We start from the raw sequence: 24,129 nt of genomic DNA on the forward strand, positions 1-24,129 counted from the left end.
TAACTTTTCTCCCATTTAGGAGCTTGTCGTGCTCTCTTTTGCACCCAAAATTCGGCGTTATACCTATAACAGCAACCTGCTTTATAACCTGCGTATTTTTATCGCGCTGGCCGGGGCCTCTGCGGTGCCGTGGTGGTTGGGGGTCCCTACACTGACCATTCCGCTAACGCTGGGTGTCGTTGCTGCGGCGCTAACGGATCTTGACGACCGGCTGGCAGGAAGATTGCGAAACCTGCTCATTACGCTAGTTTGCTTTTTTGTGGCCTCGACATCGATTGAACTGCTGTTTCCTTACCCCTGGCTGTTTGCCCTCGGGCTGACGACCTCAACCTGCGGCTTTATTCTGCTGGGGGCATTAGGACAGCGTTACGCCACTATCGCCTTCGGTGCCTTGCTGATCGCCGTCTACACCATGCTTGGCACCTCCATGTATGACGCCTGGTACCAGCAACCGGTTCTGTTGATCATCGGTGCCATTTGGTACAACTTGCTGACGCTGATCGGCCATCTGCTATTTCCTATCAAGCCCCTGCAGGAAAACCTGGCCCGCTGCTATGAACAGTTGGCCAACTACCTGGATGCCAAGGCCAACCTGTTCGATCCAGATGCCGAATCGGACGCCGATCTGCCGTGGGTGGACGTGGCAATGGCCAATAGCACGCTGGTCACCACGCTTAACCTGACCAAGGCTTCACTGCTGACCCGCTTGAAAGGCGACCGTGGCCAACGCGGCACCCGCAGAACGCTACACTACTATTTTGTCGCTCAGGATATCCATGAACGCGCCAGTTCTTCTCACGTACAGTATCAGGCGCTAAGCCAACAGTTTCGCCACAGCGATATTCTGTTTCGCTTCCAGCGGCTACTGGCCAAGCAGGCCCGTGCCTGCCAGCAACTGGCGCAATCAATACTGCTACGGCAGAAATATCTGCATAGCCCGCGTTTTGAACCCGCTTTTTCGCGCCTGGAAGAGGCGCTGACCCGGATTACCGTTACTCCAGAAAATCGCGAACTGACCAGAGCGCTATCTCATCTGCTCAAGAATTTACGGGCAATTGACGCCCAGTTGGCCAATATCGAGTCTGAGCAGTCCCTGGCGAGTGGCCAGGCCGAGGAAAACAACCTGTCAGACGACCGGCTCACCGGTTGGAGTGATATTCGCCTGCGTATCAGCCGCCACCTGACACCACAATCCGCCCTATTCCGCCACGCCATCCGTATGTCCGTGGTGTTATGCGTGGGCTATGCGTTTATTCAACTGACCGGAATGCAGCACGGTTATTGGATCCTGCTGACCAGCCTGTTTGTCTGCCAGCCCAACTACAACGCCACACGCAGGCGCTTGGCGTTAAGGATCATCGGCACTCTGGCTGGCATTTTGATCGGCCTGCCGATCCTGTATTTTGTGCCCTCACTGGAAGGGCAATTGATCCTGATCGTGATCTCCGGAGTATTGTTCTTCGCCTTCCGAACCGTGCAATATGCCCACGCCACGATGTTTATCACCCTGTTGGTCTTGCTATGCTTTAACCTGCTGGGCGAAGGGTTCGAAGTGGCTGCCCCGCGCGTCTACGATACCCTGCTGGGTTGTGCCATCGCCTGGGCAGCGGTGAGTTTTATCTGGCCAGACTGGAAGTTCCGTCAGTTACCGGCCATGGTGCGCAAGACACTGAATGCCGACTGCCGCTATCTGGATGCCATTCTGGTGCAGTACCATCAGGGCAAGGATAACAGCCTGCCTTATCGTATTGCCCGCCGCGATGCCCATAATAGCGATGCCGAATTGGCGTCGGTGATCTCTAACATGTCTGTTGATCCCAAGGCCGATAAAACCATTCAGGAAGCGGCATTCCGCCTGCTGTGCCTTAACCATACCTTGCTGAGCTATATTTCCGCCCTGGGTGCCCACCGTGAGCGCCTGGAAAGTGCCGCCGTGCTGGACTTGCTCAACGATGCGGTTTGCTATGTTGATGGTGCATTACACCTCGACGCTCATGATCGTCAGCGTATCACGCAGGCACTGGAAGGCCTCTCCAAGCGTATTACTGCGCTGGTTCCGGAGCCGGAAAGCAAAGAACAGCTGGTGTTGCAGCAAATTGGCCTGGTGCTCGAATTGCTACCAGAGCTGACGGCACTTAATACACAAATTACTCAAGCCGGTTGATAGTTCAAAGATGTGGACCGCAAGCGCGGTCTTCTGACCGCGCCTCAAAGGAGGGAAAGAGCGCGTTGTTTTCGAACCACTCGATCAACGCCTCCCTTTGTAGATTAGGCAAGGCGGCATGGTGGTAGCCCGCCATGGCCCCCGCCAGTGACATCAGCACTTTCATGCCCAGATTTTTTTGCTGTTGCAGCAACTTCAGATAGCTATCTCTGACTCCCAACAGGCGAAAATCATAAATATTGCATATGCCTGCTCGCCACAGCTGCCGCTCTAATGAAGCATCAATATTCGGTAAATCTTTCAATCTGCCATTGCAGCGTTTTTTTACCTTAATCTCTTTACGCGTCTCACAGATAGCCTGCCAGACAAGCGCACACAGTTCGCGACGCTGCCGCCACAGATCTTCATTCACCCAGTAATAGCGCATGACCATGGGAACTCCCCGCTTTAAATAGGTCATATTCACCATGCCACGCTCACGGAACGCGGTTTCCAGGCTTTCTGTTGCACGCAAATACAGCTCACCTTCGGTAATGACCGCAAACATTGTGCCGTCCGCCAGCAGGCCATAGCCGCCAAACTGCGAGCGTATGGCAATATTTCCCAGGGCGGCAAAGCAGGACTTTGCCTGCTCGATCCTCCTTAACGATCCTCCATTCATTTACCTCTCCTTATATGAAGCCACAGCCATTAGGCATGTTTTGGTTGGAATAAACGTAACTGGAACAACTAATTAAAAAAAATACGCATTATCCCTAGTCGTGCCAATCATAAATTCAAGACGTACAATAAATAATCTCAATTATGCGAAGCGTTACGAAAATTTGGGTTGATCTTCTGTTTCGATGGCTATACTGTATATACATACAGTAACACTACGGGCGGGAGACGACATGCGTACTCAATCACTTTATCAACCTCATTTTAGCCAATCCTCAATGCCGGCGGAGCAAGCGGTGATCCCTGCGCAAGCGGGCACCGAAAATGGCCTAATCAGTGAGCTTGTTTACAATGAGCGGCAACCCGCCGTAGCCCAGTTATTGGTGCCTTTGTTGCAGCAGTTAGGCAAGCAATCACGTTGGTTACTGTGGTTGACCCCGCAGCAGAAACTGAGCAAAACCTGGCTGCAACAGGCCAGCCTGCCGGTTGATAAGGTTGTACAGCTTAATCAGATCAATCCACTGGCTACCGTAGACGCCATGGAGAAGGCTTTATTGACGGGAAATTACAGTGTGGTGCTAGGCTGGTTACCAGAATTGACACAAGAGGATCGCCTAAGGCTGAGTCGAGCGGCAGAATTGGGGAATGCCTATGGGTTCATTATGCGACCCCAACGTGACATCGTTGCTGCCGACAGACACTGTTCAACCTTAAAAATTCACTCTTCTTTGTATCATTAAGTAAATTTAGGACTTTTCCCATCAATTTTATCGCTTGGTCTGGCAACCGCAGACAGATCAGGCGCGAAGCGAGGTTGGCTGCGGTTCGGCGCCGCCTTCCATGTAAAAAAAAGACTCGTTTAGCACCCCGATATGTTAGAGGATATGTCTAATTCCATGTTTTTTTTTAGAGCTTTATCACATCACACTTGTAACTTTCGCGCCACGTTGTAGACTTTACATCGCCAAGGTTGCTCTATAACGCCAGAAAAACTGGCAGAGTAACAAACGAGGGCTCAAACCTTGGCGAAGGAATTTAAACCAAGGGCTTAAAGCAGCTTTAAAGCTCATTGCCTATTTGGATGATAACGAGGCGCAAAATGAAAAAGACAGCTATCGCATTAGCAGTGGCACTGGCAGGTTTCGCTACAGTAGCGCAAGCCGCACCAAAAGACGACACTTGGTACACTGGTGCCAAACTGGGTTGGTCCCAGTATCATGACACCGGTTTCTACGGTAACGGCTATGAGAATGGTATCGGCAACGGTCCTACTCATAAAAGCCAACTGGGTGCAGGCGCGTTCTTGGGTTACCAAGCGAACCAATACCTGGGCTTCGAAATGGGCTACGACTGGCTTGGCCGTATGCCTTACAAAGGCAGCGTGAACAACGGTGCTTTCAAAGCTCAAGGCGTTCAATTGGCAGCTAAACTGAGCTACCCAATCATGGACGATCTGGACATCTACACCCGTCTGGGTGGTATGGTTTGGCGTGCAGACTCCAGCGCTCACTACGGTGCAACCGATCAGCGCCTGAGCAACCATGACACTGGCGTTTCTCCATTGGCAGCAGTGGGTGTTGAATACGCACTGACTCGTGACTGGGCTACCCGCCTGGACTACCAGTGGGTTAACAACATCGGTGACGCAGGTACCGTTGGTGCACGTCCAGACAACGGCATGCTGAGCGTAGGTGTTTCCTACCGCTTTGGCCAGGAAGTTGCTGCTCCAGTAGTAGCTCCAGCTCCGGCCCCAGCTCCAGTTGTTGAAACCAAGAAGTTCACTCTGACTTCTGACGTTCTGTTCGCGTTCAACAAAGCGACCCTGAAACCAGAAGGCCAACACGCTCTGGATCAGCTGTACACCCAACTGAGCTCACTGGATCCGAAAGACGGTTCTGTTGTAGTTCTGGGCTTCACCGATGCAGTAGGTTCAGCAGAATATAACCTGCGCCTGTCTGAGCAACGTGCACAAAGCGTTGTGGATTACCTGATCTCTAAAGGTATCCCTTCAGACAAGATCTCTGCACGTGGCATGGGTAAAGCTAACCCAATCACTGGTGACACCTGTGGCTATCGTTCAGGCCGCGCAACTGCAGCTCAGATCGCATGTCTGGCTCCAGATCGTCGCGTAGAGATCGAAGTTAAAGGTATCAAAGAAGTTGTTTCTCAGCCTCAGGGCTAAGTAAGCGCTTCTTAGTAAAAAACCCCGCATTGCGGGGTTTTTTTTGGCCTAAACGTTAGGTAAGGCTATTTATCATCCTTACCCAGGATCGCCTGTAGATCCTGTTTCAGCGATGACATCTGGGTGGCATACTTCTCTTTGCGCTCGGCATCTTCGATCAGCTGTACGACGGTTTCCGACAGGGTGACACCACGGCGATGCGCCAGCGCAGCCAAACGTTGCCAGACCAGGAACTCCAGATCGATCGATTTCTTGCGCGTATGCTGATGTTCCGAGTTAAAATGACGCTTACGCCGAGCACGGATGGTTTGTTTCATCCGGTTATCCAGCGTCGGATTCATGTGCTCATCTATCCACGCCAGCACTTTTACCGGTTCATTTTCCAGCTTCAGCAGTTCGTCAATGACCTCCTGAGCAAGGCTGTTTTCAATGTAGCGGGTGATCGCCTCACCTTCCCGGTGCTTTTTCACCAGGTACTTCCATTTCCAACCGCTCTCCAGATTTTCCAGTTGCTGATATTTCATCGTGAACTCTGCTGTGACCGTGTAACTTTAATAAGCATAACAGCTTTAGCCAACTTTTCCTCGGCAATTACCCTCCGTTTTTGACTGTTTTTTGCACAGTCATCGGGCAATGTCAAACTCCGATGCTCAACAATGACTCTGGAGGTATCAAGCTGGCGTTATTCTTGTATAATCGCGCTTTCCCTTTTTGACGATTGCATCTAACACTTTGACCAATAACCGACTTGAATGGCAATCTCTGTTGCCTGCTGCTACGCCTTATCAGGCGATTTTCGATTCCGCTGCTCAATTGGCACCCGTGGCCTTTTCTGCAATCCAGCCCCGTTTGGAGAATGCGCTGACGCTGTTTTTGCATCCGCTGTCTCTGCCACGTTTTATGCTGTTGAAAGCACAGGAAACACGTGAGTATCTGGCGTTGATCGCCCGAGCGGCAGAAGAGTTGCAACCGCAGAATACCGTTAAAGGCAGTCACTACGTGATTGAAGGCGACACCGTCAGCATTAAAAATGCCATGCGCGGCGATGAACCTTTTGCCGCCGGCGGGGCTTGCGTTTACCAGGAATGGGTTGAGCCAGAGCAGTTATTTGGCTGCGTCAGAATGCACAACGGTGCGATCGCCTTACAGCCGGGCCTGGTCCATCAGGCTAACGGCGGCGTGCTGATCCTGTCGGCGCGAGCCCTCTTGGCACAACCGCTATTGTGGCTGCGTCTCAAGCAGATGATTACCCAGCGCCAATTCCAGTGGCTGACGCCAGATGAAACCCGGCCGTTGCCGGTCTCCATCCCTCCTATGCCGCTGGAGTTACGTCTGATTGTGGTGGGCGATCGCCATGGCCTGGCTGATTTCCACGATATGGAGCCTGAAGTCTGCGAGCAGGCCGTCTACGGTGAATATGAAGACGATCTGCAGCTCACCGAGCCAGACGATATGGTGCAATGGTGCGGCTATATCAATAGCGTGGTCGCCGAGCAGCAATTACCACCGCTGGCAGCCGACGCCTGGCAGCCTCTGATGGTCCAGGCGGTGCGCTATACCGGTGACCAGGGTAACCTGCCGCTATCGCCGTTGTGGGTCAGCCAGCAGCTGTCTGAGGCCGCTCTGTATGCCGAAGAGGAACAGATCACCGCTAAAGCGTTAGAAGCGGCGCTAAATGCCCGCGAGTGGCGTGAAAGCTATCTGGCAGAACGCATGCAGGACGAGATTGAACTGGGTCAGATCATGATCGAAACCGAAGGTGAGGTGATTGGTCAGATTAACGGTCTGTCGGTGCTGGATTATCCAGGACATCCGCGCAGCTTTGGCGAACCTTCACGCATCAGCTGCGTGGTTCACCTGGGTGATGGCGAATTCACCGATGTGGAGCGCAAAGCCGAGCTGGGAGGCAACCTGCACGCCAAAGGCATGATGATCATGCAGGCGTTCCTGATCGCCGAACTGGATCTCGATCAGCAACTCCCCTTCTCCGCCTCGATCGTTTTTGAGCAATCTTACGGCGAAGTTGACGGGGACAGCGCCTCGCTGGCGGAACTCTGCGCCCTGATCAGCGCATTGTCACAGCAGCCGATCACCCAGCAAATCGCCGTAACTGGCTCCGTTGACCAGTTTGGTAATGTGCAACCAATCGGTGGCGCTAACGAAAAAATCGAAGGTTTCTTCGAGGTCTGTCTACGCCGCGGCCTGACGGGTAAACAGGGCGTGATCCTGCCAGCCAGCAACGTGCGGCACCTTTGCCTGCGCCCAGACGTCGTCGAAGCGGTACGTGAAGGGCAATTCCATCTGTGGGCGGTAGATAGCGTTGCGGAAGCCTTGCCGTTATTGACCGGCTATCCGTTCGCCGATGAGCAGCAGCCTAGCCTGCTGGCCGCCATCCAGGAGCGAATTGCACAGGCTATGTTGCCAGAACGGCGTCCGTTGCCGTGGCCATTGCGCTGGCTTAACTGGTTCAGCCGTGGCTGATCGGACTTGTTCAGCGTACACGTGTACGTTAATCTGCGTCCTTCATCAAAATAAGGTTTACTGAGAACATGGTAGATAAACGCGAATCCTATACGAAACAAGATCTCGAAGCATCGGGCCGTGGCGAACTGTTTGGCGCCGGTGGCCCACCGTTGCCATCAGGCAACATGTTAATGATGGACCGCGTGGTCAAGATGACCGAAGACGGTGGTAGCCACAATAAAGGCTACGTAGAAGCTGAGCTCGATATCAATCCGGATCTGTGGTTCTTCGATTGCCACTTTATTGGCGATCCGGTCATGCCAGGCTGCCTGGGTCTGGATGCCATGTGGCAGTTGGTAGGGTTCTACCTCGGCTGGATGGGCGGCGAAGGCAAAGGCCGTGCGCTGGGCGTCGGCGAAGTGAAGTTCACCGGCCAGGTACTGCCAACCGCCAAAAAGGTCACCTACCGCATCAACTTCAAACGCGTGATCATCCGCAAGCTGATTATGGGCGTGGCTGATGGCGAAGTGCTGTGCGATGGCAAAGTGATCTATACCGCCAGCGATCTGAAAGTGGGCCTGTTCAAGGACGCTGCGGCGTTCTAACGCCTTACGGCGGCCTCTCTCGGTCGCCGTTTATTTCCCCTGTGTTATTACTGTTCCGGTCGTTTAATCGCCGCTCAGTGACTACAATAAATGTATCCACTAAGAGGGCAGCATGAAAAAAACCAGTTTTGCAACGACCCCCTGCCCAATCGCCCGTTCGTTGGGGCGCGTGGGGGAATGGTGGAGCATCCTGATCCTGCGCGATGCCTTTCATGGCCTGAGCAAATTTGACGAGTTTCAGCAAAGCCTGGGGCTATCCCCCACGCTGCTGACCCGCAGGCTTAAATTTCTGGTGGAAAGCGGCATTCTGTATAAGCAACGCTACCAGACACGCCCGGTACGCTATCAATATCTGCTCACCGATCGCGGCAAGGATTTCTTCCCGGTGTTGGTGACGTTGTTCCAGTGGGGCAATACCCATCTGACCGAAGGGGCGCACAGCGCGGAACTGGTTGATCGGCGCAGCGGTCAACCGATACAGCCTCAATTAATCGATGCACTAACCCAGCAGCCTATCGCCCTACAGCACATCACGTTGGCGGCAGGTCCTGCGGCCGGAGAAGCCATGTCACGCCGTGCTTCTCTGATGCAGCATCACTACGCCTTACTTAATGAATCATCCAAGGAGTCACTATGAGCAGTCGTCGTATAGTTATCACCGGTATGGGGGCCGTCTCTCCTTTGGGTTGCGGCGTAGAGCCGATCTGGCAACGCCTGTTGGCTGGTCAGTCAGGGATCGGCCCACTGTCCGAAGAGATGGTGGCGGATTTGCAGGTCAAGATCGGCGGCCAGGTGCCCACGCTGGAGCAGGATGCCGCTGCCGGTTTTAATCCAGACCTGAGCGTGGCACCGAAAGACCAAAAGAAAATGGACCGCTTCATTCTGCTGGCAATGGCCGCCGCTGACGAAGCCATCAAGCAGGCTGGCTGGAACGCCGATAGTGAGGAGAAACAGGAGCGGACGGCCACCGTGATCGCCTCCGGCATTGGTGGCTTCCCCGCTATCGCCCATGCGGTGCGCACCACGGATAGCCGCGGGCCAAAGCGCCTCTCTCCTTTCACCATTCCCTCATTCTTGGTTAACCTGGCCGCCGGCCATGTTTCCATCAAGCATCAATTCAAAGGGCCGATTGGCGCACCGGTCACCGCCTGTGCAGCAGGCGTACAGGCCATTGGCGATGCGGTGCGGATGATCCGCAACGATGAAGCCGATATCGCCTTATGCGGCGGAACGGAAGCCGCTATCGATACCGTTAGCCTGGGGGGCTTTGCCGCTGCCCGAGCCATGTCAACCACGCCTGCGGATGCCGCAACCAAAGCGTCACGCCCGTTTGACAGTGCCCGCGACGGCTTTGTGATGGGTGAAGGTGCCGGGATGTTGGTGATAGAGACGCTGGAACATGCGTTGGCACGCGGCGCCAAGCCGTTAGCAGAGATTGTCGGTTACGGCACCAGTGCGGATGCCTACCATATGACTTCCGGGGCCGAAGATGGCGACGGTGCCTATCGAGCGATGAAGATTGCGCTGAAACAGGCTGGCGTCACGCCAGATCAGGTTCAGCATCTGAACGCGCACGCCACCTCAACCCCGGTTGGCGATCTGGGTGAAATCAACGCCATCAAACATCTGTTCGGCACCGATGGGCATATTGCCATCACCTCCACCAAATCGGCCACCGGCCATCTGCTGGGGGCCGCAGGTGGCCTGGAAACCATTTTCACCGCTCTGGCGCTGCGCGATCAAATCGCTCCGGGCACCCTGAATCTGGATAACCCTGACCCCGCCGCCGCAGGTTTACATCTGGTAGCCAATAAGGCGGAACCGATGGCCATGACCTATGCCCTGTCGAACGGATTTGGTTTTGGGGGAGTCAACGCGAGTATTTTGCTAAAACGCTGGCAGGAATAATTGTACGCTTAAAACGAAAACCTCCGCTTGTTTGGCGGAGGTCATTCCTTAATTCATGACAGAGAGCCGCTTAAGCGGTCACAGCCCTGTCCTCCATGGCTTGTCGCCAACCTCCCAGCCAGTTAGCCCGGGCGTCTAAAGATTGGTAGGGACAAAGTTCCCTTGAACGCCCTGCAATACCTGCTTGGTAACCACGTGATTCAGCCCGTTCCAAACGATCTCTTTTCTGTCTCTTCATGCCTCATTTCCCTCGTTGTTACTTTGTGGAAAGAAAACAATGGCCGCACGAAATACAGCCACATTTAAGGAATAGCCCTAAATGGCGAGAAGATCAACGTTCAAATTTCATACCGTTGTCATATTTGTGAGCTATGCACGGCGCATAAGCTAAGTGGCTGATATTGCTAGCCAGGATATAAATCCATGATAATAAACTAAAAAAATCCCGGCGAGGCTTTTGCTTTGCCTCACCGGGATGGTTTTAGAACGAATTATTACAAGTTATGATTAAAGGCGAGCTGCCTGTGCGGCAATCTCCTGTGCTTCCTGCAACCAGCCCTGAGCCAAGGTGCGGACCAAGGCGTCATAGCCATCTTCACCCTGTTTCAATTCCAGGTTGAATGGCCGCTTGATAAGCCTGCCCTGATGGCTCAGCACCCATTCACCCCGAACGATCGCTTTACCATCGTAGCGGCCATGGAAGCCGCTGATAGTGACGTTAAGCACATCCTGATCGCTGCTCATCGGCTGTGATGACACCACCCACCCCGGCAAAGCGCTGCCCAGGTTGGTCACCAACGTCTGTTGCAATTGCTGATCCAACGGGCTGGCCCACAGGTTGTTTTGCCCAATCACAAACTGCACGTCGTTAGTCTGGTAGACCACCCCACTCTGCGCCAGGAAATCCGCCACGCTAACGTGCTCCAGCCACAGCTGGCGTGACGCCTGGGTACCACTCACCGGAGCCGGGGTCCCCAACGCCGGTAACTGATAGTAAGTCTTGTTGGGCGTACTGCTACAGGCACTCAGCATCAGTGCCAGAACTACCGGGATCCACTTTTTCATTTTTTGGCCTTCTTCGGCTGAGGGTCATTACTGCCCGCGGCTTCAAATACCAGGGCGTTGCTCTTATCGTTCAGGGTACGCAGCACCGGTTGCAGCTCACGCAGCACCTGATCGAGACGTTGCATATCACCAACCATTTTGTTGTAGGCCGGTGAACCTGGCTGGAACCCTTTCATGCTGCGATTGAGTTCTTGCAGGGTTTTCTGCATATCTTCAGGCAATGCCTTCATCTCTTTACTGCTGATGATGTCATTGAGCGACTGCATGGTTTTCTGCGTTTCTTTCATGGTCTTCTGGCTTTCTGCCAACGTTTTGGTCGCTTCGTTGATCATTGGATTGATCGGCATCGAATTGATCTTATCCAGCGTCTGCATCAGCTTCTGTTGGATCTGCGCCAAGCCACCGCTTGTGGTTGGCAACAGCGGATAGCCGAACAGCTCACGCGGCCCCTTCCACACTTTCTCCTGTGGATAGAAGTCCAGATCGATATACAACGCACCAGTCAGCAGGTTGGCGGACTTCAGCGCGGCACGCAGGCCACGCGACTCAGCATCTTTCAAATGCTGCGCGATATCGAAGTTCTTGCCCAACTGTTGATTAAAGCGCTCAGGCTCAATACGGATCAGGACCGGAATACGGTAATCGTTATCCAACCGCTGGCGCATACCTTCTTTGTAGAATGGCACTTGCCCTACGGTACCCAGGCGGATACCCCGGAACTCGACCGGAGCACCCGGTTGCAGCCCGCGGATCGATTCGGAGAAGAACACCAGATAATCGGTATGCTCGGTATACAGTGAATCCTGAATATTGCGCTGGTTATCGAACAGGGCAAACTCGGCCTTTTCTTTCACCGCGTCGCCACGATCCCAACCTTCTGGAACGTCAAAGCTCACGCCGCCACTGAACAGCGTCGCCAAGGATCCCATTTCCACACGCATACCCTGTGCGGACATATCGAAGGCAACGCCGCTGTCTTTCCAGAACCGCACGTTACTGGTGATCAGTTGATCATAAGGCGCAGAAATAAACAGCTGATAGCGCATGGCGCGCAGCTTGGGATCGAAATAGCTGGTTTCCACTGAGCCGACGCGGTAGCCACGGAACAGCACCGGATCGCCAGCGTTCAACTGGCCGGATTTATCGCTGTCCAGTATGACGCGCAACCCTTTAGCATCTGGCGAGGCCAGTGGCGGAGCATCAAGCAACTTGTAATTCTCTTTGCCTGCCTTGCCCTTGTTGCCCGGTTGCAATTCAATGTAGGCACCGGATAACAAGGTTCCCAACCCGGAGATACCCTCGCGGCCAATCTGGGGTTTCACAACCCAAAAGGCGGTGTCATCGCGCAGCAGCTTTTCCATGCCGGAATTCAGGCGAGCCTGCACCAGCACTTTGCTCAGGTCTTCGCTCAAGGTGACGCTTTCCACCGTCCCAACATCCACACTGCGGCTTTTGATCTTGGTTTTTCCCGCTTCCAACCCTTCGGCAGAGGTCGTCACCAACGTCACTTCCGGCCCTTGATGGCTGAAGTGATAAAACAGGATCCACGCCCCGATCAACGCCGTGACAATGGGAATGATCCACACCGGCGACCAGCGCTTGATCTTCTCAACATCCGCGACGCCATGATTACTTTCCGTCACCTTGCGGCTCCTTTTTTGTTGTTTCATTTGCGCGATCCCAGGTTAAACGGGGATCAAACGCCATAGCAGCAAACATGGTGAGAATGACCACCATGGCGAACAGTAGCGCACCAATGTCTGGATAAATGCTCATCAACTGTCCCATACGTACCAACGCCGAAAGCACGGCGATCACAAACACGTCGATCATTGACCAACGGCCAACAAACTCCACCACTTCATAAATCAGATGCATACGTTCGCTATCGGCATTGGCCTTGCCTTTGCCATTGGCATCCAGGCAAAGCCAGCCAATCGCCAACATCTTGAGCGAGGGCACCATAATACTGGCAATGAAAATCACCATCGCCACCGGATAGGACCCTTCGCCCCATAGCAGCACTACCCCGGCCATGACCGTTGACGGCATTTTATTGCCCAACGCCTCGGTGATCATAATCGGCATCAGCATCGCCGGAATATACAATATGATCGAGGTAACCAATAACGCCATCGTCCATTGCAAGCTGTGGCGACGGCGTACATAGCCCACAGTGTGACAGCGCGGGCATTTGGACTGCTGGGCGGGCAAGATGGCCGTACAGCAGGAGCAGGAACGAACGCCTTGCCGCAATCCGGTACGCCCAATCTGCAACGGTTGTTCAATCAACGGGGCCGGTTCAATATCCTGCCACAGCCAGCGACGATCGACACATTGGAAGGCTCGCACCTGTAGCAGGCAAAACAGACAGTAAGGGATAAAGCTGGCACCAATGCCGATATCACCATAGGCCATCAGTTTAACGAAGCTGACCAGTACGCCAGCCAGGAAGATCTCGACCATGCACCAGGTCTTCAGCTGGAACAGCACCTTGGCCATCCAGACCTTCCATTGTCGTGGCAGCCGCACCCTGGCACACAACAGAATAATCGCCAACATGCAAAACGCCGGGATCAGTTGTACAAACACCATAAACAGGGTGGCCATGCTGGCATAGTCTTCTGCCACCATCACCTGAGGAATTTGGATCAGTTTGATTTCATTGCCCAGACCGGCAACGCGCATATTGATAAACGGAAATATATTGGCTAACACCAGCATGAATAACGCGCTGAGGGCAAAGCCAATCGGCTGTTTGCGCGGTTCTGCCCAGCGGGCGCTGAGTGTCGTTTTACAACGGGGACAAACGGCCTTGGAGCCTGATTGCAAAGGTGGCAGTGCCACCAGCATATCGCATTGTGGGCACAGTATCAGGTTATCCTGCTGATGCTCGCCATGCATCGCATGACTCTGCTGCTTATGACTTTCGTGGGAACACACCATTATCCTCCTTAACCGTGTCGCTCATCGGTACAGCCTGGGTTGCCCACAGCAGCAGCGTGCGGGCAACCCTGTTTCCAATCAGCCGTTTTTCATTGCTTCCAGCTCTTCCCAACGGGCAAAGGCTTGTTCCAGTGCCTGCTCAGCGGTGGCAAGATCGGCCAGCACCTGCTGGGTTTCGCTGTGCGGGCGCGAGAAGAATCCTGCGTCGCTCACCTGCGCCTGCAAGGCTTCAATATCCTTTTCCAACTGTTCAAGGCGTTGTGGCAACTGCTCCAGTTCACGCAGCAGGTTATAACTCAGTTTGGCCGCTGATTTCTTGGGCTGCTCGGTTTTTTTCTCCATCACAGCCTTGGTTTGGCTGGCGGCAACCGTGCGGATCGGCTTGGCGGTGGCACGTTGATGGTGTGCATCGTAGTAGCCCCCGACGTAAGTGTCGATCACGCCATTGCCTTCGAAAATCCAGCATTCGGTCACCGAGTTATCAACGAACTGACGATCGTGGCTCACCAGCAATACGGTGCCCTGGTAGCTATCGATCATCTCTTCCAACAGTTCCAGCGTTTCGACGTCCAGATCGTTGGTTGGTTCATCGAGGATCAGCAAATTGCTAGGCTTGAGGAATAACTTGGCCAGCAATAGGCGGTTACGCTCCCCGCCAGACAACGCTTTGACCGGCGTCATTGCCCGTTTAGGGTGGAACAGGAAGTCCTGCAGATAGCCCAGCACATGGCGCGAACGGCCATTGACCATCACTTCCTGCTTCCCTTCCGCCAGGTTGTCCATCACCGTACGTTCTGGATCCAGTTCGGCACGGTGTTGGTCAAAATAAGCGACTTCCAGCTTGGTGCCGCAGTGCACTCGCCCGCTGTCGGCTTTCAGTTGACCGAGCATCAATTTCAACAAGGTGGTTTTACCACAGCCGTTTGGCCCCACCAGCGCGATTTTGTCACCGCGTTGCACTTGGGCGCTGAAGCCTAGGACCAACACTTTGTCGGCGACCTGATAATTGACGTCTTCCATTTCGAACACAATCTTGCCCGAACGCACAGCCTCTTCCACCTGCATCTTGGCGGTGCCCATCACTTCACGACGTTGTGAACGCTCGTTACGCAACGCCTTCAGAGCGCGCACCCGGCCTTCATTACGCGTACGGCGCGCCTTGATGCCCTGACGGATCCAAACCTCTTCCTGCGCCAGTTTGCGGTCAAATTCGGCGTTCTGCAGCTCTTCGACCCGCAGCGCTTCTTCTTTGCTTTCCAGGTACAGCTCGTAGTTACCCGGCCATGACACCAGCTTGCCGCGATCGAGATCGACAATGCGCGTGGCCATATTGCGGATAAACGAACGGTCATGCGAGATGAAGACGATGCTGCCCTGGAACTCTTTCAGGAACCCTTCCAGCCAGTCGATGGTGGTGATATCCAGGTGGTTGGTAGGTTCATCAAGCAGCAACACGCGCGGTGAACTGACCAACGCCCGGCCCAGTGCCGCTTTACGCAGCCAACCACCGGAAAGAGAGGACAGTTCCGCATCACCGTTCAGGCCCAGTTGCAACAGGACTTCACTGATACGGCTGTCTAGCTGCCATAAGCCCTGGTGATCGAGGATCTCCATGACCTGTGCCATACGCGTCAGGTTCTTTTCACTCGGATCCAGCTCCACCTGATGCGAGATGGCGTGATACGCCTTCAGATGTTCCGCCTGCTCCGCCACGCCTTCGGCCACAAAGTCGAACACTGTGCCGCCGATATTGCGCGGGGGATCCTGCTGCAAACGCGCCACAATCAGATCCTGCTCGTAAATGATGCGCCCATCGTCCAATGGGATCTCTTTTCCGAGGATCTTCAGCAGGGTCGATTTACCGGCCCCGTTGCGCCCAACCAGGCAGACGCGTTCATTGTCTTCAATATGAATTTCGGTGTTGTCTAACAAAGGTGCATCGCTGAAAGAGAGCCAGGCACCGGACATGCTGATTAACGACATAGTAATTATTTTCCTTCGCCGGCGTGGGTGACCAGCCAGCAGTTGTGGATCTGACGGTTACGGGCAAAGTCTTCTGACTGCGTCTTGGCGGTAATTTCTTTCGCCTCCAGACCCAGTGCATTCAGACCTGCCAGATCCATCTGGAAACCGCGTTTGTTGTTGGAGAACATGATGGTTCCGTTACGCCGCAGTATCCGTTGTAAATCTTTCATCAGCGCCAGATGGTCGCGCTGTACGTCAAAGGTGTTCTCCATACGCTTGGAGTTGGAGAACGTCGGCGGATCGATAAAGATCACATCGAACTGTTCGTCGGCATTGTGCAGCCAGGACAGGCAATCTGCCTGGATCAAGCGGTGCTGTCTACCCGTCAGGCCGTTAACCCGCAGGTTCTTTTCTGCCCATTCCAGATAGGTGCGCGACATATCCACCGTGGTGGTGCTACGTGCGCCCCCCAACCCGGCATGTACACTCGCGGTGCCGGTGTAGGCAAACAGGTTGAGGAAGTCTTTACCTTTGCTCATTTCACCCAGCATACGGCGAGCGATGCGGTGATCGAGGAATAACCCGGTATCGAGATAATCCGTCAGGTTGACCCACAGCTTGGCATTGAACTCTTCTACCAGCAGGAACTCACCCTTCTGCGCCAGCTTCTCATACTGATTCTTGCCCTTCTGGCGTTCGCGGGTTTTCAGGATCAGCTGATTCGAAGGCAGCTCTAACACCGCCAACGTGGCGTTAATCACGTCAAACAGGCGCTGGCGGGCTTTCTGCGCATCGATGGTTTTCGGCGGCGCGTACTCCTGTACCACCACCTTACTGCCATAGCGATCCACCGCCACGTTATAGTCTGGCAGATCGGCATCATACAGGCGATAGCACTCAATTCCCTGCTGCTTTGCCCATTTGTCCAATTTCTTCAGATTCTTGCGCAGACGGTTGGCGAAGTCTTCCGCCACCTGTACGCCACCAGCACCCTGTGGGTTTTCTGCCAGTTGGTAGTTTTTCTGTACGCAATCCAGCGGGCCATTTTTCGCTTTGAACTGGCGCTCGGCGCGCAGTTGCAGGCAACTGAGCAATTCTGGTGAGGCGCTGAACAGCGAAAGCTGCCAGCCACCAAAGTGGCTCTTCATGATGCGCCCTAACATATTGTGCAGCGCAATCAGTGCCGGTTCGCTCTCGAGGCGTTCACCGTATGGCGGGTTGCTGACCACCGTGCCTACCGGGCCTTCCGGCAGTGGATTGGTCAGTTTGCTGACGTCATTAACGTTAAAGGTGATCAATTCGGCCACGCCAGCGCGGCGGGCATTCCCCTTCGCCATTTCAATGACGCGGCGATCGATATCCGAACCGAAGAAGCGTGACGGGGTTTCCTGCAGACCACGTTTCGCCCGGACCTGCGCTTCGGTGATCACTTCACGCCACAGTTCGGCATTGTGGCCGTTCCAGGCGGTAAAGCCCCAATGTTGGCGATGCAGGCCAGGCGCACGATCGGAGGCGATCATCGCCGCTTCGATCAACAGCGTACCGGAGCCGCACATCGGGTCCAGCATCGGCGTCCCTGGCTGCCAACCGGAACGTTGGACAATCGCCGCCGCCAGGTTTTCCTTCAGCGGAGCCTGGCCGGTCAGATCGCGATAGCCGCGCTGGTGCAAACCTTCGCCGCTCAGATCGAGCGCTACGCTGGCCATATCGCGCTGCAGAAAAACGTTCACGCGAATGTCCGGCTGCTGTTTCTCTACCATTGGCCGATCGTTGAGCTTGCGGGTAAAGCTGTCCACAATGGCGTCTTTGACTTTCAACGCGCCATATTGGCTATTGCGGATCTCTTCATTGAGGCCGCTGAAATGCACCGCAAAGGTTTTATCCAGGCCAAATATCGATGGCCAGTCAATGGCCTGCACACCGAGGTACAGATCCAAATCGCTGTGCACGCGAAATTCATTCAGCGGCAACAGAATACGTGAGGCCAGGCGGCTCCAGAGCAGGCTTTGGTACAGAAGACGATCGTCACCCTGAAAATGTACTCCCCCCTGCACCACTTTGCAGGAGTGAGCGCCAAGCCGCTCCAGTTCGCTTTTTAACAGTTCTTCCAATCCACGCGCCGTGCTGGCAAACAGAGTGTTCATATCGTGCTTATCACCAAAAAGAAAATTGTTGCGCATTATAGCTAATCCAGACCGCTTGTCATAAAGTTGCTCCCTTCTATTTCATTTATCGCACGGAGGCAGGGGTGATCACGCTCTCCCGACTTTACGTTCATCCGGTCAAATCACTACGGGGTTTACAGCTTTCTCACGCCCAGGTGGCCAGTCACGGCCTGGCTTTTGATCGCTCCTTCATGATCACCGAGCCAGACGGTACCTTCATCACCGCCCGCCAATACCCGCAGATGGTGCTGTTTACCCCGGCGTTGTTGGCCGATGGTCTGTTTCTGACCGCGCCGGACGGTGAAAGCGCGGCGATCCGCTTCATTGATTTCGCACCCGATGCGCAGCCGACCGAGGTGTGGGGTAACCATTTCACCGCGTTGATCGCGCCGATGGCCATCAACAGTTGGTTAAGCGGTTATTTTCAGCGCGAGGTCCAGCTACGCTGGGTTGGGCCTGAATTAACCCGCAGGGTAAAGAAACACCCGGAAATTCCGCTCTCCTTTGCCGACGGTTACCCTTATCTGCTGATTAATGAAGCCTCATTCCAGGATCTGCAACAACGTTGCCCGAGCAGCATCAGGCTGGAGCAGTTCCGCCCGAACCTGGTGGTGACCGGTAGCCCGGCCTGGGCAGAAGATGGGTGGCAGGTGATCCGCGTCGGCGACGTGATGTTCGATCTGGTAAAACCCTGCAGCCGCTGCGTATTGACCACGGTCAGCGTCGAGCGTGGCCGCAAGCACCCGAGCGGCGAGCCGTTGAGTACGCTGCAACAGTTCCGCACTGCCGATAATGGTGACGTCGACTTTGGTCAAAACATGATTGCCCGTAACAGCGGTATTATCCGCGTCGGCGATAGTGTTGAAGTGTTGTCAACCAAACCGCCGCGACCTTATGGGGCTGGCAAGGTCGTCGAAAGCCTGCAAGCACCGCAGGACAGCACCACCAGCGTGAGCATTGAATATCAAGGAAAGGTGTTTGCCGGTAATAACCAGCAGATCTTGTTAGAACAGTTGGAGCAGCAAGGCATTCGCATCCCTTACTCCTGCCGGGCTGGTCTGTGCGGTAGTTGCAAGATAACGCTGGTGGAGGGCGAAGTTGCGCCGCTAAAGAAAAGCGCAGTGGCTGCCAACGGCACCATCCTCTGTTGCAGCTGTATTCCTAAAAGCGATGTGAAGCTGGCGTAACGCTTATTACACTGCCCTGTCGTAAGCCGGGGCAGACTGTTCATCCGGGATGCAGGGTTTCAGGCGATCGTGCATCACTTTTATCGCATCCCCCAGCACCATGGTTCGCCCAGCCAACACCAGCTGATTTTGTGCCAGCAAGCACAGGCTGGCATTATCCCCGGCTTCCACCACCAGCAGACGCGCATCGACACCGCTATCCATCACCTTCACCGCCGCCAACTCGCCATTTTTAGGGCGTAGCGGATAGTGTTGCTGAGCAAAATGCCAGCTCTTGGGCATCAGAGGTTTAAGAAAACGAAAGGCCACCAGCGCATTTAATACCAACTCGGCACGTTGTTCATGGCTGAGCTTTATCTGTTTGCACTGTTCTTCATAATCAAAATAAAGCGCCGCATCATCGACGCAGAATGCGCATTCAGCGAAGGCATCCGGGGTTAGCATTTTTGCCGGAAAGCGTGAACGGAAGATCATACCATTGGCTAAATCGAGCATCAGTCGATCGTGCTCAGCGTCAAAATACCAACGCCAATTGTCATCAGGTTTTATCTTCATTACTTATCCTTCTCACCACATGCCAACGCAGTATTACGCAAAGGGCGATTTTATCACCAGAAAGGTTGCTTAAACATCGGATAATTCCGCTACCGAACAAAATATAGACGAGCCGGGGGCAGAAATAAACCCCCGGTCGAAAATGAAAGGCAAAATATTAGATATGGGTAACGATATCTTTAATCAAACGCGGTCCGTGGAAGATAAAACCGGAATAAATTTGTACCAAAGTTGCCCCGGCCTCCATTTTTTCCCGTGCCGCCGTCAGGGAATCAATTCCACCAACGCCGATAATCGGCAAGCGCCCTTGCAACTCCTGCGACAAACGACGGATCACTTCGGTGCTGCGTAACTGTACCGGACGGCCACTTAATCCCCCTGCCTGATCGCAGTAATTCAATCCCTGAACCAGTTTACGATCGAGGGTGGTATTGGTGGCAATGACCCCATCTATATTATGACGCACTAAACTGTCCGCTATTTGGATCAGTTCTTCCTCTGAAAGATCCGGCGCGATCTTTACCGCAACCGGCACATATTTGTGATGGCGAGCCTGCAATTGGGCCTGCTTATTTTTTATCGCCGCTAGCAGATCGTCCAGCGCTTCACCATACTGTAAGGATCGTAATCCCGGAGTATTGGGTGATGAGATATTAATCGCGATATAGCCGGCATACGGATAAACCTTATCCATACAGATCAGATAATCGTCTTTGCCCTGCTCGACCGGCGTGTCTTTATTCTTGCCGATATTGATCCCCAGCACGCCGCCAAAATGGGATTTTTTAACGTTTTCAACCAGATTGTCTACGCCGTGGTTATTGAACCCCATGCGGTTGATCAGCCCTTCGGCCGGGACCAGGCGGAACAGACGCGGTTTATCATTGCCCGCTTGCGGACGCGGTGTAACGGTACCGACCTCAACAAAGCCAAAGCCCATCGCGCCAAAGGCATCAATGCACTCGCCGTCTTTATCCAGACCGGCAGCCAAACCTAATGGGTTGCTAAAGGAGAGCCCCATGCAGCTCACCGGTTTGCTCGGCACCGACTGACGGATAAGAAACTCTAGTGGGGTGCCGGTAATACGTCGCAGTTGACTGAAGGTCAATTCGTGTGCGCGCTCGGGATCGAGCTGGAACAAGGCTTTCCTGACGATGGGGTAGTACATGTACTCTCCTGATTTCCCGGTGATATCCTGCTGACTTGAGGTCGCAAGTAAATCGCTGTGCCTGATGTGGATACAGGTGTTGCGGTTATTTAGCGACAACCTCAAGTCAGCAGGATAGGCCTGTCGACCGGGGGCGTATTATCCGGTATCCCCTCGCCAATTGGAATTGATTAAAGGCAAAAAAAGCGCGTTTAGCGCAATCGTTTCCCTTGTATGGAGCTACTTCCCTGCTTTTCCCCCTTTGCGCATATCAAAATCAAAAAAAGAGATTTAAATAACGCCCCCTTTTGCTGTTAGCTTTAAAACACTTTTCGAACATTAATTTAACATTGATAACTTTTCGATATAAGGAGTGGCGATGCGCGTTATTTCTCTGGCTGGCAGCCCAAGGCTCCCCTCACGCTCGGCGGCGCTGTTACAACTGAGCCAACGCTGGCTACAACAGCAGCAGGTAGAAGTGATCCCCTATACCCTGCACGATTTCCAGGCTGAAGACCTGCTGCGCGCCAATTTTAACAGCCCTGATATTAAAGCCTTTGCCGCGCAACTGGCCGCTGCGGATGGCCTCTTGATCGCCACGCCGGTTTATAAGGCATCGTTTTCTGGCGCGCTGAAAACCTTACTCGACCTGCTTCCTGAACGAGCGCTGGAACACAAAGTGGTTCTACCGCTGGCCACCGGCGGCTCCATCGGCCACATGCTGGCGGTGGACTATGCGTTGAAACCGGTACTAACGGCGCTGAAAGCCCAGGAAGTGCTGCACGGCGTGTTTGCCGATGACGGCCAGATAGTGCTTAACGGTGAACAGGCCCAGCTATCCGATGGGGTGGCCGCGCGTCTGAACGAAGCGTTGGACAGTTTTTATCTGGCGCTCAGCCGCCGTAAACCGCCGGCGCTAAACACCGCCGCCTCTCTGTTAACCCGGCAAACTGCCTAACCGCCTAAGGAAATCATCATGCCACTCTCTTTCCGCCGTTGGCTTAGCACCGGTGCGCTGGCCGCCATCATGGCGCTGGCGCTGACCAATACCGTCGTCGCACAAGATAACGCGCCTGCTCAGTTTCGTATCGGCTACCAAAAAGGCTCGGTGAGTCTGGTGTTGGCCAAAACCCATCAATTGCTGGAACAACGCTTCCCCACGACCAACATCAGTTGGATCGAATTCCCGGCGGGCCCACAGATGCTCGAGGCGCTGAACGTCGGCAGCATCGATCTGGGCAGCACCGGCGATATCCCGCCAATCTTTGCCCAAGCTGCCGGGGCCGACCTGCTGTACGTCGGCGTAGAGCCGCCAAAACCCAAGGCGGAAGTGATCCTGGTGCCGGAAAATAGCCCGATCCACAGCGTCGCCGAGTTGAAAGGCCACAAAGTAGCCTTCCAGAAAGGCTCCAGCTCACACAACTTGCTGCTGCGGGCACTGCAAAGGGACGGCCTGAAGTTTACCGATATCCAACCGGTTTATCTGACGCCCGCCGATGCCAGAGCAGCCTTCCAACAGGGCAACGTCGATGCCTGGGTGATCTGGGATCCCTACTATTCTGCCGCGTTGCTGCAAGGCGGTGTGCGGGTATTGACCGATGGCAGCGAATTGAACCAGACCGGCTCTTTCTACCTGGCCGCTCGCCCTTATACCGAAGCCAACGGCCCGTTCATCCAGCAGGTGCTGGCGGTACTGACCCAGGCAGATGCGCTGACGCATAGCGATCGGGCGCAGAGCATTACCCTGCTGGCCAAGGCGATGGGCTTACCGGAAGCGGTGATTGCCAGCTATCTGGATCATCGCCCGCCAACGGCCATCAAACCCTTGGGGGACGCCACCATTGCTGCCCAGCAAAAAACCGCCGATCTCTTTTTCGCCAACCGGTTGGTTCCGGTGCAGGTCGATATTTCTCAACGCGTCTGGCATCCAGCCGCACAATAATCAGGAGAGAACCCTATGAGCATTAACGTATTCTGGTTTTTACCGACTCACGGAGATGGCCACTATCTGGGAAGTTCGGAAGGGGCACGTGCGGTCGATTACGGTTATCTTCAGCAGATCGCCCAGGCTGCTGACCGGCTCGGTTTCGGCGGCGTGCTGATCCCAACGGGGCGCTCTTGCGAAGATTCTTGGCTGGTTGCCGCGTCATTAATTCCTGTCACGCAACGGCTGAAATTCCTGGTGGCCCTTCGCCCTGGTATCATCTCCCCGACGTTGGCAGCCAGGCAGGCCGCCACGCTGGATCGCCTTTCCAATGGCCGCGCCCTCTTCAATCTGGTGACCGGTGGCGATCCGGAAGAGCTGGCAGCGGAAGGTTTGCACCTTAACCACACCGAACGCTATGAGGCCTCCGCCGAATTTACCCATGTGTGGCGCAAAGTGCTGGAAGGTGAAACCGTCGATTTCGCCGGTAAGCATATTCAGGTGAAAGGCGCCAAGCTGTTGTTTCCCCCGGTGCAGCAACCTCGCCCACCGCTGTATTTTGGCGGTTCTTCAGAGGCGGCACAGGATCTGGCAGCCGAGCAGGTTGAACTGTATCTGACCTGGGGAGAACCCCCTGCCCAGGTAAAAGAAAAAATAGAGGAAGTACGAGCCAAAGCGGCAGCCCTGGGGCGTAAAGTCCGCTTCGGTATCCGTTTGCACGTCATCGTGCGCGAAACCACCGCAGAAGCCTGGCAAGCGGCCGATCGTTTGATCGCCAATCTGGATGATCAAACCATTGCGGATGCACAGAAAGCCTTTGCCCGCTTCGACTCCGTTGGCCAACAGCGAATGGCGGCCTTACATGGCGGCAAGAAAGACAATCTGGAAATCAGCCCTAACCTGTGGGCCGGTGTCGGATTGGTGCGTGGCGGTGCTGGCACGGCTTTGGTGGGAGATGGCCCAACGGTGGCGGAACGCATTCAGGAATATGCCGATCTGGGTATCGATACCTTTATTCTTTCCGGTTACCCGCATCTGGAAGAGGCCTATCGCGTAGGTGAACTGCTGTTCCCGCATCTCGATCTGGCGGCCAGCGAACTACCGACCCAACTGCGTGCGATCAAACCGCAGGGTGAAGTGGTCGCCAATATCTATGTCCCACAAAAAGTGTCACAAAGCTGAGGAGAACAGTG

General features: G+C 54.4%; 21 protein-coding genes. 11 read left to right on the forward strand and 10 right to left on the reverse strand.

From position 1 onward, the window contains the following. Window positions 1-28 precede the first annotated feature (28 nt). A complete protein-coding gene (gene yccS, locus JHD74_RS04445) occupies window positions 29-2,164 on the forward strand; it encodes a YccS family putative transporter (protein WP_199061810.1) in 2,136 nt (711 codons plus the stop codon). Between the two features lie 4 nt (window positions 2,165-2,168). On the opposite strand, the gene JHD74_RS04450 is transcribed toward yccS, so the two are convergent. Beyond that, window positions 2,169-2,825 (reverse strand): TfoX/Sxy family DNA transformation protein, encoded by a 657-nt coding sequence (locus JHD74_RS04450; protein ID WP_199061811.1) that lies wholly within the window; start codon window positions 2,823-2,825, stop codon window positions 2,169-2,171. A gap of 232 nt (window positions 2,826-3,057) precedes the next feature. Here JHD74_RS04450 and sulA point away from each other — a divergent pair, with 232 nt between their 5' ends. Both sulA and ompA read left to right on the forward strand, forming a co-directional pair. Then, window positions 3,058-3,564, forward strand: coding sequence for an SOS-induced cell division inhibitor SulA (sulA, locus tag JHD74_RS04455; RefSeq protein WP_024530397.1), 507 nt, complete (start codon window positions 3,058-3,060; stop codon window positions 3,562-3,564). Window positions 3,565-3,923: 359 nt separating this feature from the next. After that, complete coding sequence (ompA, locus tag JHD74_RS04460) at window positions 3,924-5,006, forward strand: porin OmpA (protein ID WP_199061817.1); 1,083 nt, start codon at window positions 3,924-3,926, stop codon at window positions 5,004-5,006. Between the two features lie 65 nt (window positions 5,007-5,071). Here ompA and matP read toward each other — a convergent pair whose 3' ends face one another. Beyond that, window positions 5,072-5,530 carry a macrodomain Ter protein MatP gene (gene matP, locus JHD74_RS04465; RefSeq protein WP_024530395.1) on the reverse strand — a complete coding sequence of 153 codons (459 nt, stop codon included), beginning with the start codon at window positions 5,528-5,530 and terminating at the stop codon, window positions 5,072-5,074. 208 nt (window positions 5,531-5,738) lie between these two features. Between matP and JHD74_RS04470 the strand changes: the two genes are divergently transcribed. The 4 genes from JHD74_RS04470 (at window position 5,739) to fabF (ending at window position 9,982) form a co-directional block, all read left to right on the forward strand. Continuing rightward, window positions 5,739-7,487 carry a Lon protease family protein gene (locus JHD74_RS04470; protein ID WP_024530394.1) on the forward strand — a complete coding sequence of 583 codons (1,749 nt, stop codon included), beginning with the start codon at window positions 5,739-5,741 and terminating at the stop codon, window positions 7,485-7,487. Window positions 7,488-7,555: 68 nt separating this feature from the next. After that, entirely contained in the window at window positions 7,556-8,074 is a 519-nt protein-coding gene (gene fabA / locus JHD74_RS04475) for a bifunctional 3-hydroxydecanoyl-ACP dehydratase/trans-2-decenoyl-ACP isomerase (RefSeq protein WP_024485665.1), read from the forward strand. Between the two features lie 112 nt (window positions 8,075-8,186). Then, entirely contained in the window at window positions 8,187-8,711 is a 525-nt protein-coding gene (locus JHD74_RS04480) for a helix-turn-helix domain-containing protein (protein WP_065685302.1), read from the forward strand. After that, a complete protein-coding gene (gene fabF / locus JHD74_RS04485) occupies window positions 8,708-9,982 on the forward strand; it encodes a beta-ketoacyl-ACP synthase II (protein WP_199061818.1) in 1,275 nt (424 codons plus the stop codon). Before JHD74_RS04480 ends, fabF begins: the two co-directional genes overlap by 4 nt. Window positions 9,983-10,052: 70 nt before the next feature. Here the strand turns inward: fabF and rmf are convergent, their stop codons facing one another. The 6 genes from rmf to rlmKL all read right to left on the reverse strand — a co-directional run bounded on the left by rmf (window position 10,053) and on the right by rlmKL (window position 18,102). Further along, window positions 10,053-10,220, reverse strand: a complete 168-nt coding sequence (gene rmf, locus JHD74_RS04490) for a ribosome modulation factor (RefSeq protein ID WP_071784464.1) — start codon at window positions 10,218-10,220, stop codon at window positions 10,053-10,055. A 269-nt stretch (window positions 10,221-10,489) separates the two neighbouring features. Continuing rightward, window positions 10,490-11,047 (reverse strand): membrane integrity-associated transporter subunit PqiC, encoded by a 558-nt coding sequence (gene pqiC / locus JHD74_RS04495; RefSeq protein ID WP_074028999.1) that lies wholly within the window; start codon window positions 11,045-11,047, stop codon window positions 10,490-10,492. Then, on the reverse strand, window positions 11,044-12,717 hold the full coding sequence (gene pqiB / locus JHD74_RS04500) for an intermembrane transport protein PqiB (protein ID WP_233169440.1): 1,674 nt from the start codon (window positions 12,715-12,717) through the stop codon (window positions 11,044-11,046). The genes pqiC and pqiB overlap by 4 nt, the downstream gene beginning before the upstream one ends. Next, the gene (gene pqiA / locus JHD74_RS04505) at window positions 12,677-13,951 is read right to left on the reverse strand and encodes a membrane integrity-associated transporter subunit PqiA (protein ID WP_233169444.1); all 1,275 of its coding nucleotides are present in this window, start codon (window positions 13,949-13,951) and stop codon (window positions 12,677-12,679) included. The genes pqiB and pqiA overlap by 41 nt, the downstream gene beginning before the upstream one ends. A 120-nt stretch (window positions 13,952-14,071) precedes the next feature. After that, complete coding sequence (locus JHD74_RS04510; protein ID WP_199061819.1) at window positions 14,072-15,976, reverse strand: ABC transporter ATP-binding protein; 1,905 nt, start codon at window positions 15,974-15,976, stop codon at window positions 14,072-14,074. Window positions 15,977-15,981: 5 nt separating this feature from the next. After that, window positions 15,982-18,102 (reverse strand): bifunctional 23S rRNA (guanine(2069)-N(7))-methyltransferase RlmK/23S rRNA (guanine(2445)-N(2))-methyltransferase RlmL, encoded by a 2,121-nt coding sequence (rlmKL, locus tag JHD74_RS04515; RefSeq protein WP_024530387.1) that lies wholly within the window; start codon window positions 18,100-18,102, stop codon window positions 15,982-15,984. A 104-nt stretch (window positions 18,103-18,206) separates the two neighbouring features. On the opposite strand from rlmKL, the gene JHD74_RS04520 reads away from it, so the two are divergent. After that, entirely contained in the window at window positions 18,207-19,310 is a 1,104-nt protein-coding gene (locus JHD74_RS04520) for a YcbX family protein (protein ID WP_199061820.1), read from the forward strand. A gap of 6 nt (window positions 19,311-19,316) precedes the next feature. Here JHD74_RS04520 and JHD74_RS04525 read toward each other — a convergent pair whose 3' ends face one another. Continuing rightward, on the reverse strand, window positions 19,317-19,865 hold the full coding sequence (locus JHD74_RS04525) for a cell division protein ZapC (protein ID WP_161712262.1): 549 nt from the start codon (window positions 19,863-19,865) through the stop codon (window positions 19,317-19,319). A 157-nt stretch (window positions 19,866-20,022) separates the two neighbouring features. After that, a complete protein-coding gene (gene pyrD / locus JHD74_RS04530) occupies window positions 20,023-21,033 on the reverse strand; it encodes a quinone-dependent dihydroorotate dehydrogenase (RefSeq protein WP_021804888.1) in 1,011 nt (336 codons plus the stop codon). A gap of 358 nt (window positions 21,034-21,391) precedes the next feature. Here pyrD and ssuE point away from each other — a divergent pair, with 358 nt between their 5' ends. From ssuE to ssuD, 3 genes are read left to right on the forward strand one after another with little or no spacing between them, the layout of a single operon-like run. Continuing rightward, window positions 21,392-21,970 (forward strand): NADPH-dependent FMN reductase, encoded by a 579-nt coding sequence (gene ssuE, locus JHD74_RS04535; RefSeq protein ID WP_074028991.1) that lies wholly within the window; start codon window positions 21,392-21,394, stop codon window positions 21,968-21,970. Window positions 21,971-21,988: 18 nt separating this feature from the next. Next, window positions 21,989-22,954 carry a sulfonate ABC transporter substrate-binding protein gene (locus tag JHD74_RS04540; RefSeq protein ID WP_199061821.1) on the forward strand — a complete coding sequence of 322 codons (966 nt, stop codon included), beginning with the start codon at window positions 21,989-21,991 and terminating at the stop codon, window positions 22,952-22,954. Between the two features lie 15 nt (window positions 22,955-22,969). Then, a complete protein-coding gene (gene ssuD / locus JHD74_RS04545; RefSeq protein WP_199061822.1) occupies window positions 22,970-24,118 on the forward strand; it encodes an FMNH2-dependent alkanesulfonate monooxygenase in 1,149 nt (382 codons plus the stop codon). The last annotated feature ends 11 nt before the right edge of the window (window positions 24,119-24,129 follow it).

It is taken from the genome of Serratia sp. ASV30 (assembly GCF_016428815.1).
GTDB classification, from domain to species: Bacteria; Pseudomonadota; Gammaproteobacteria; order Enterobacterales; family Enterobacteriaceae; genus Chania; species Chania fonticola_C.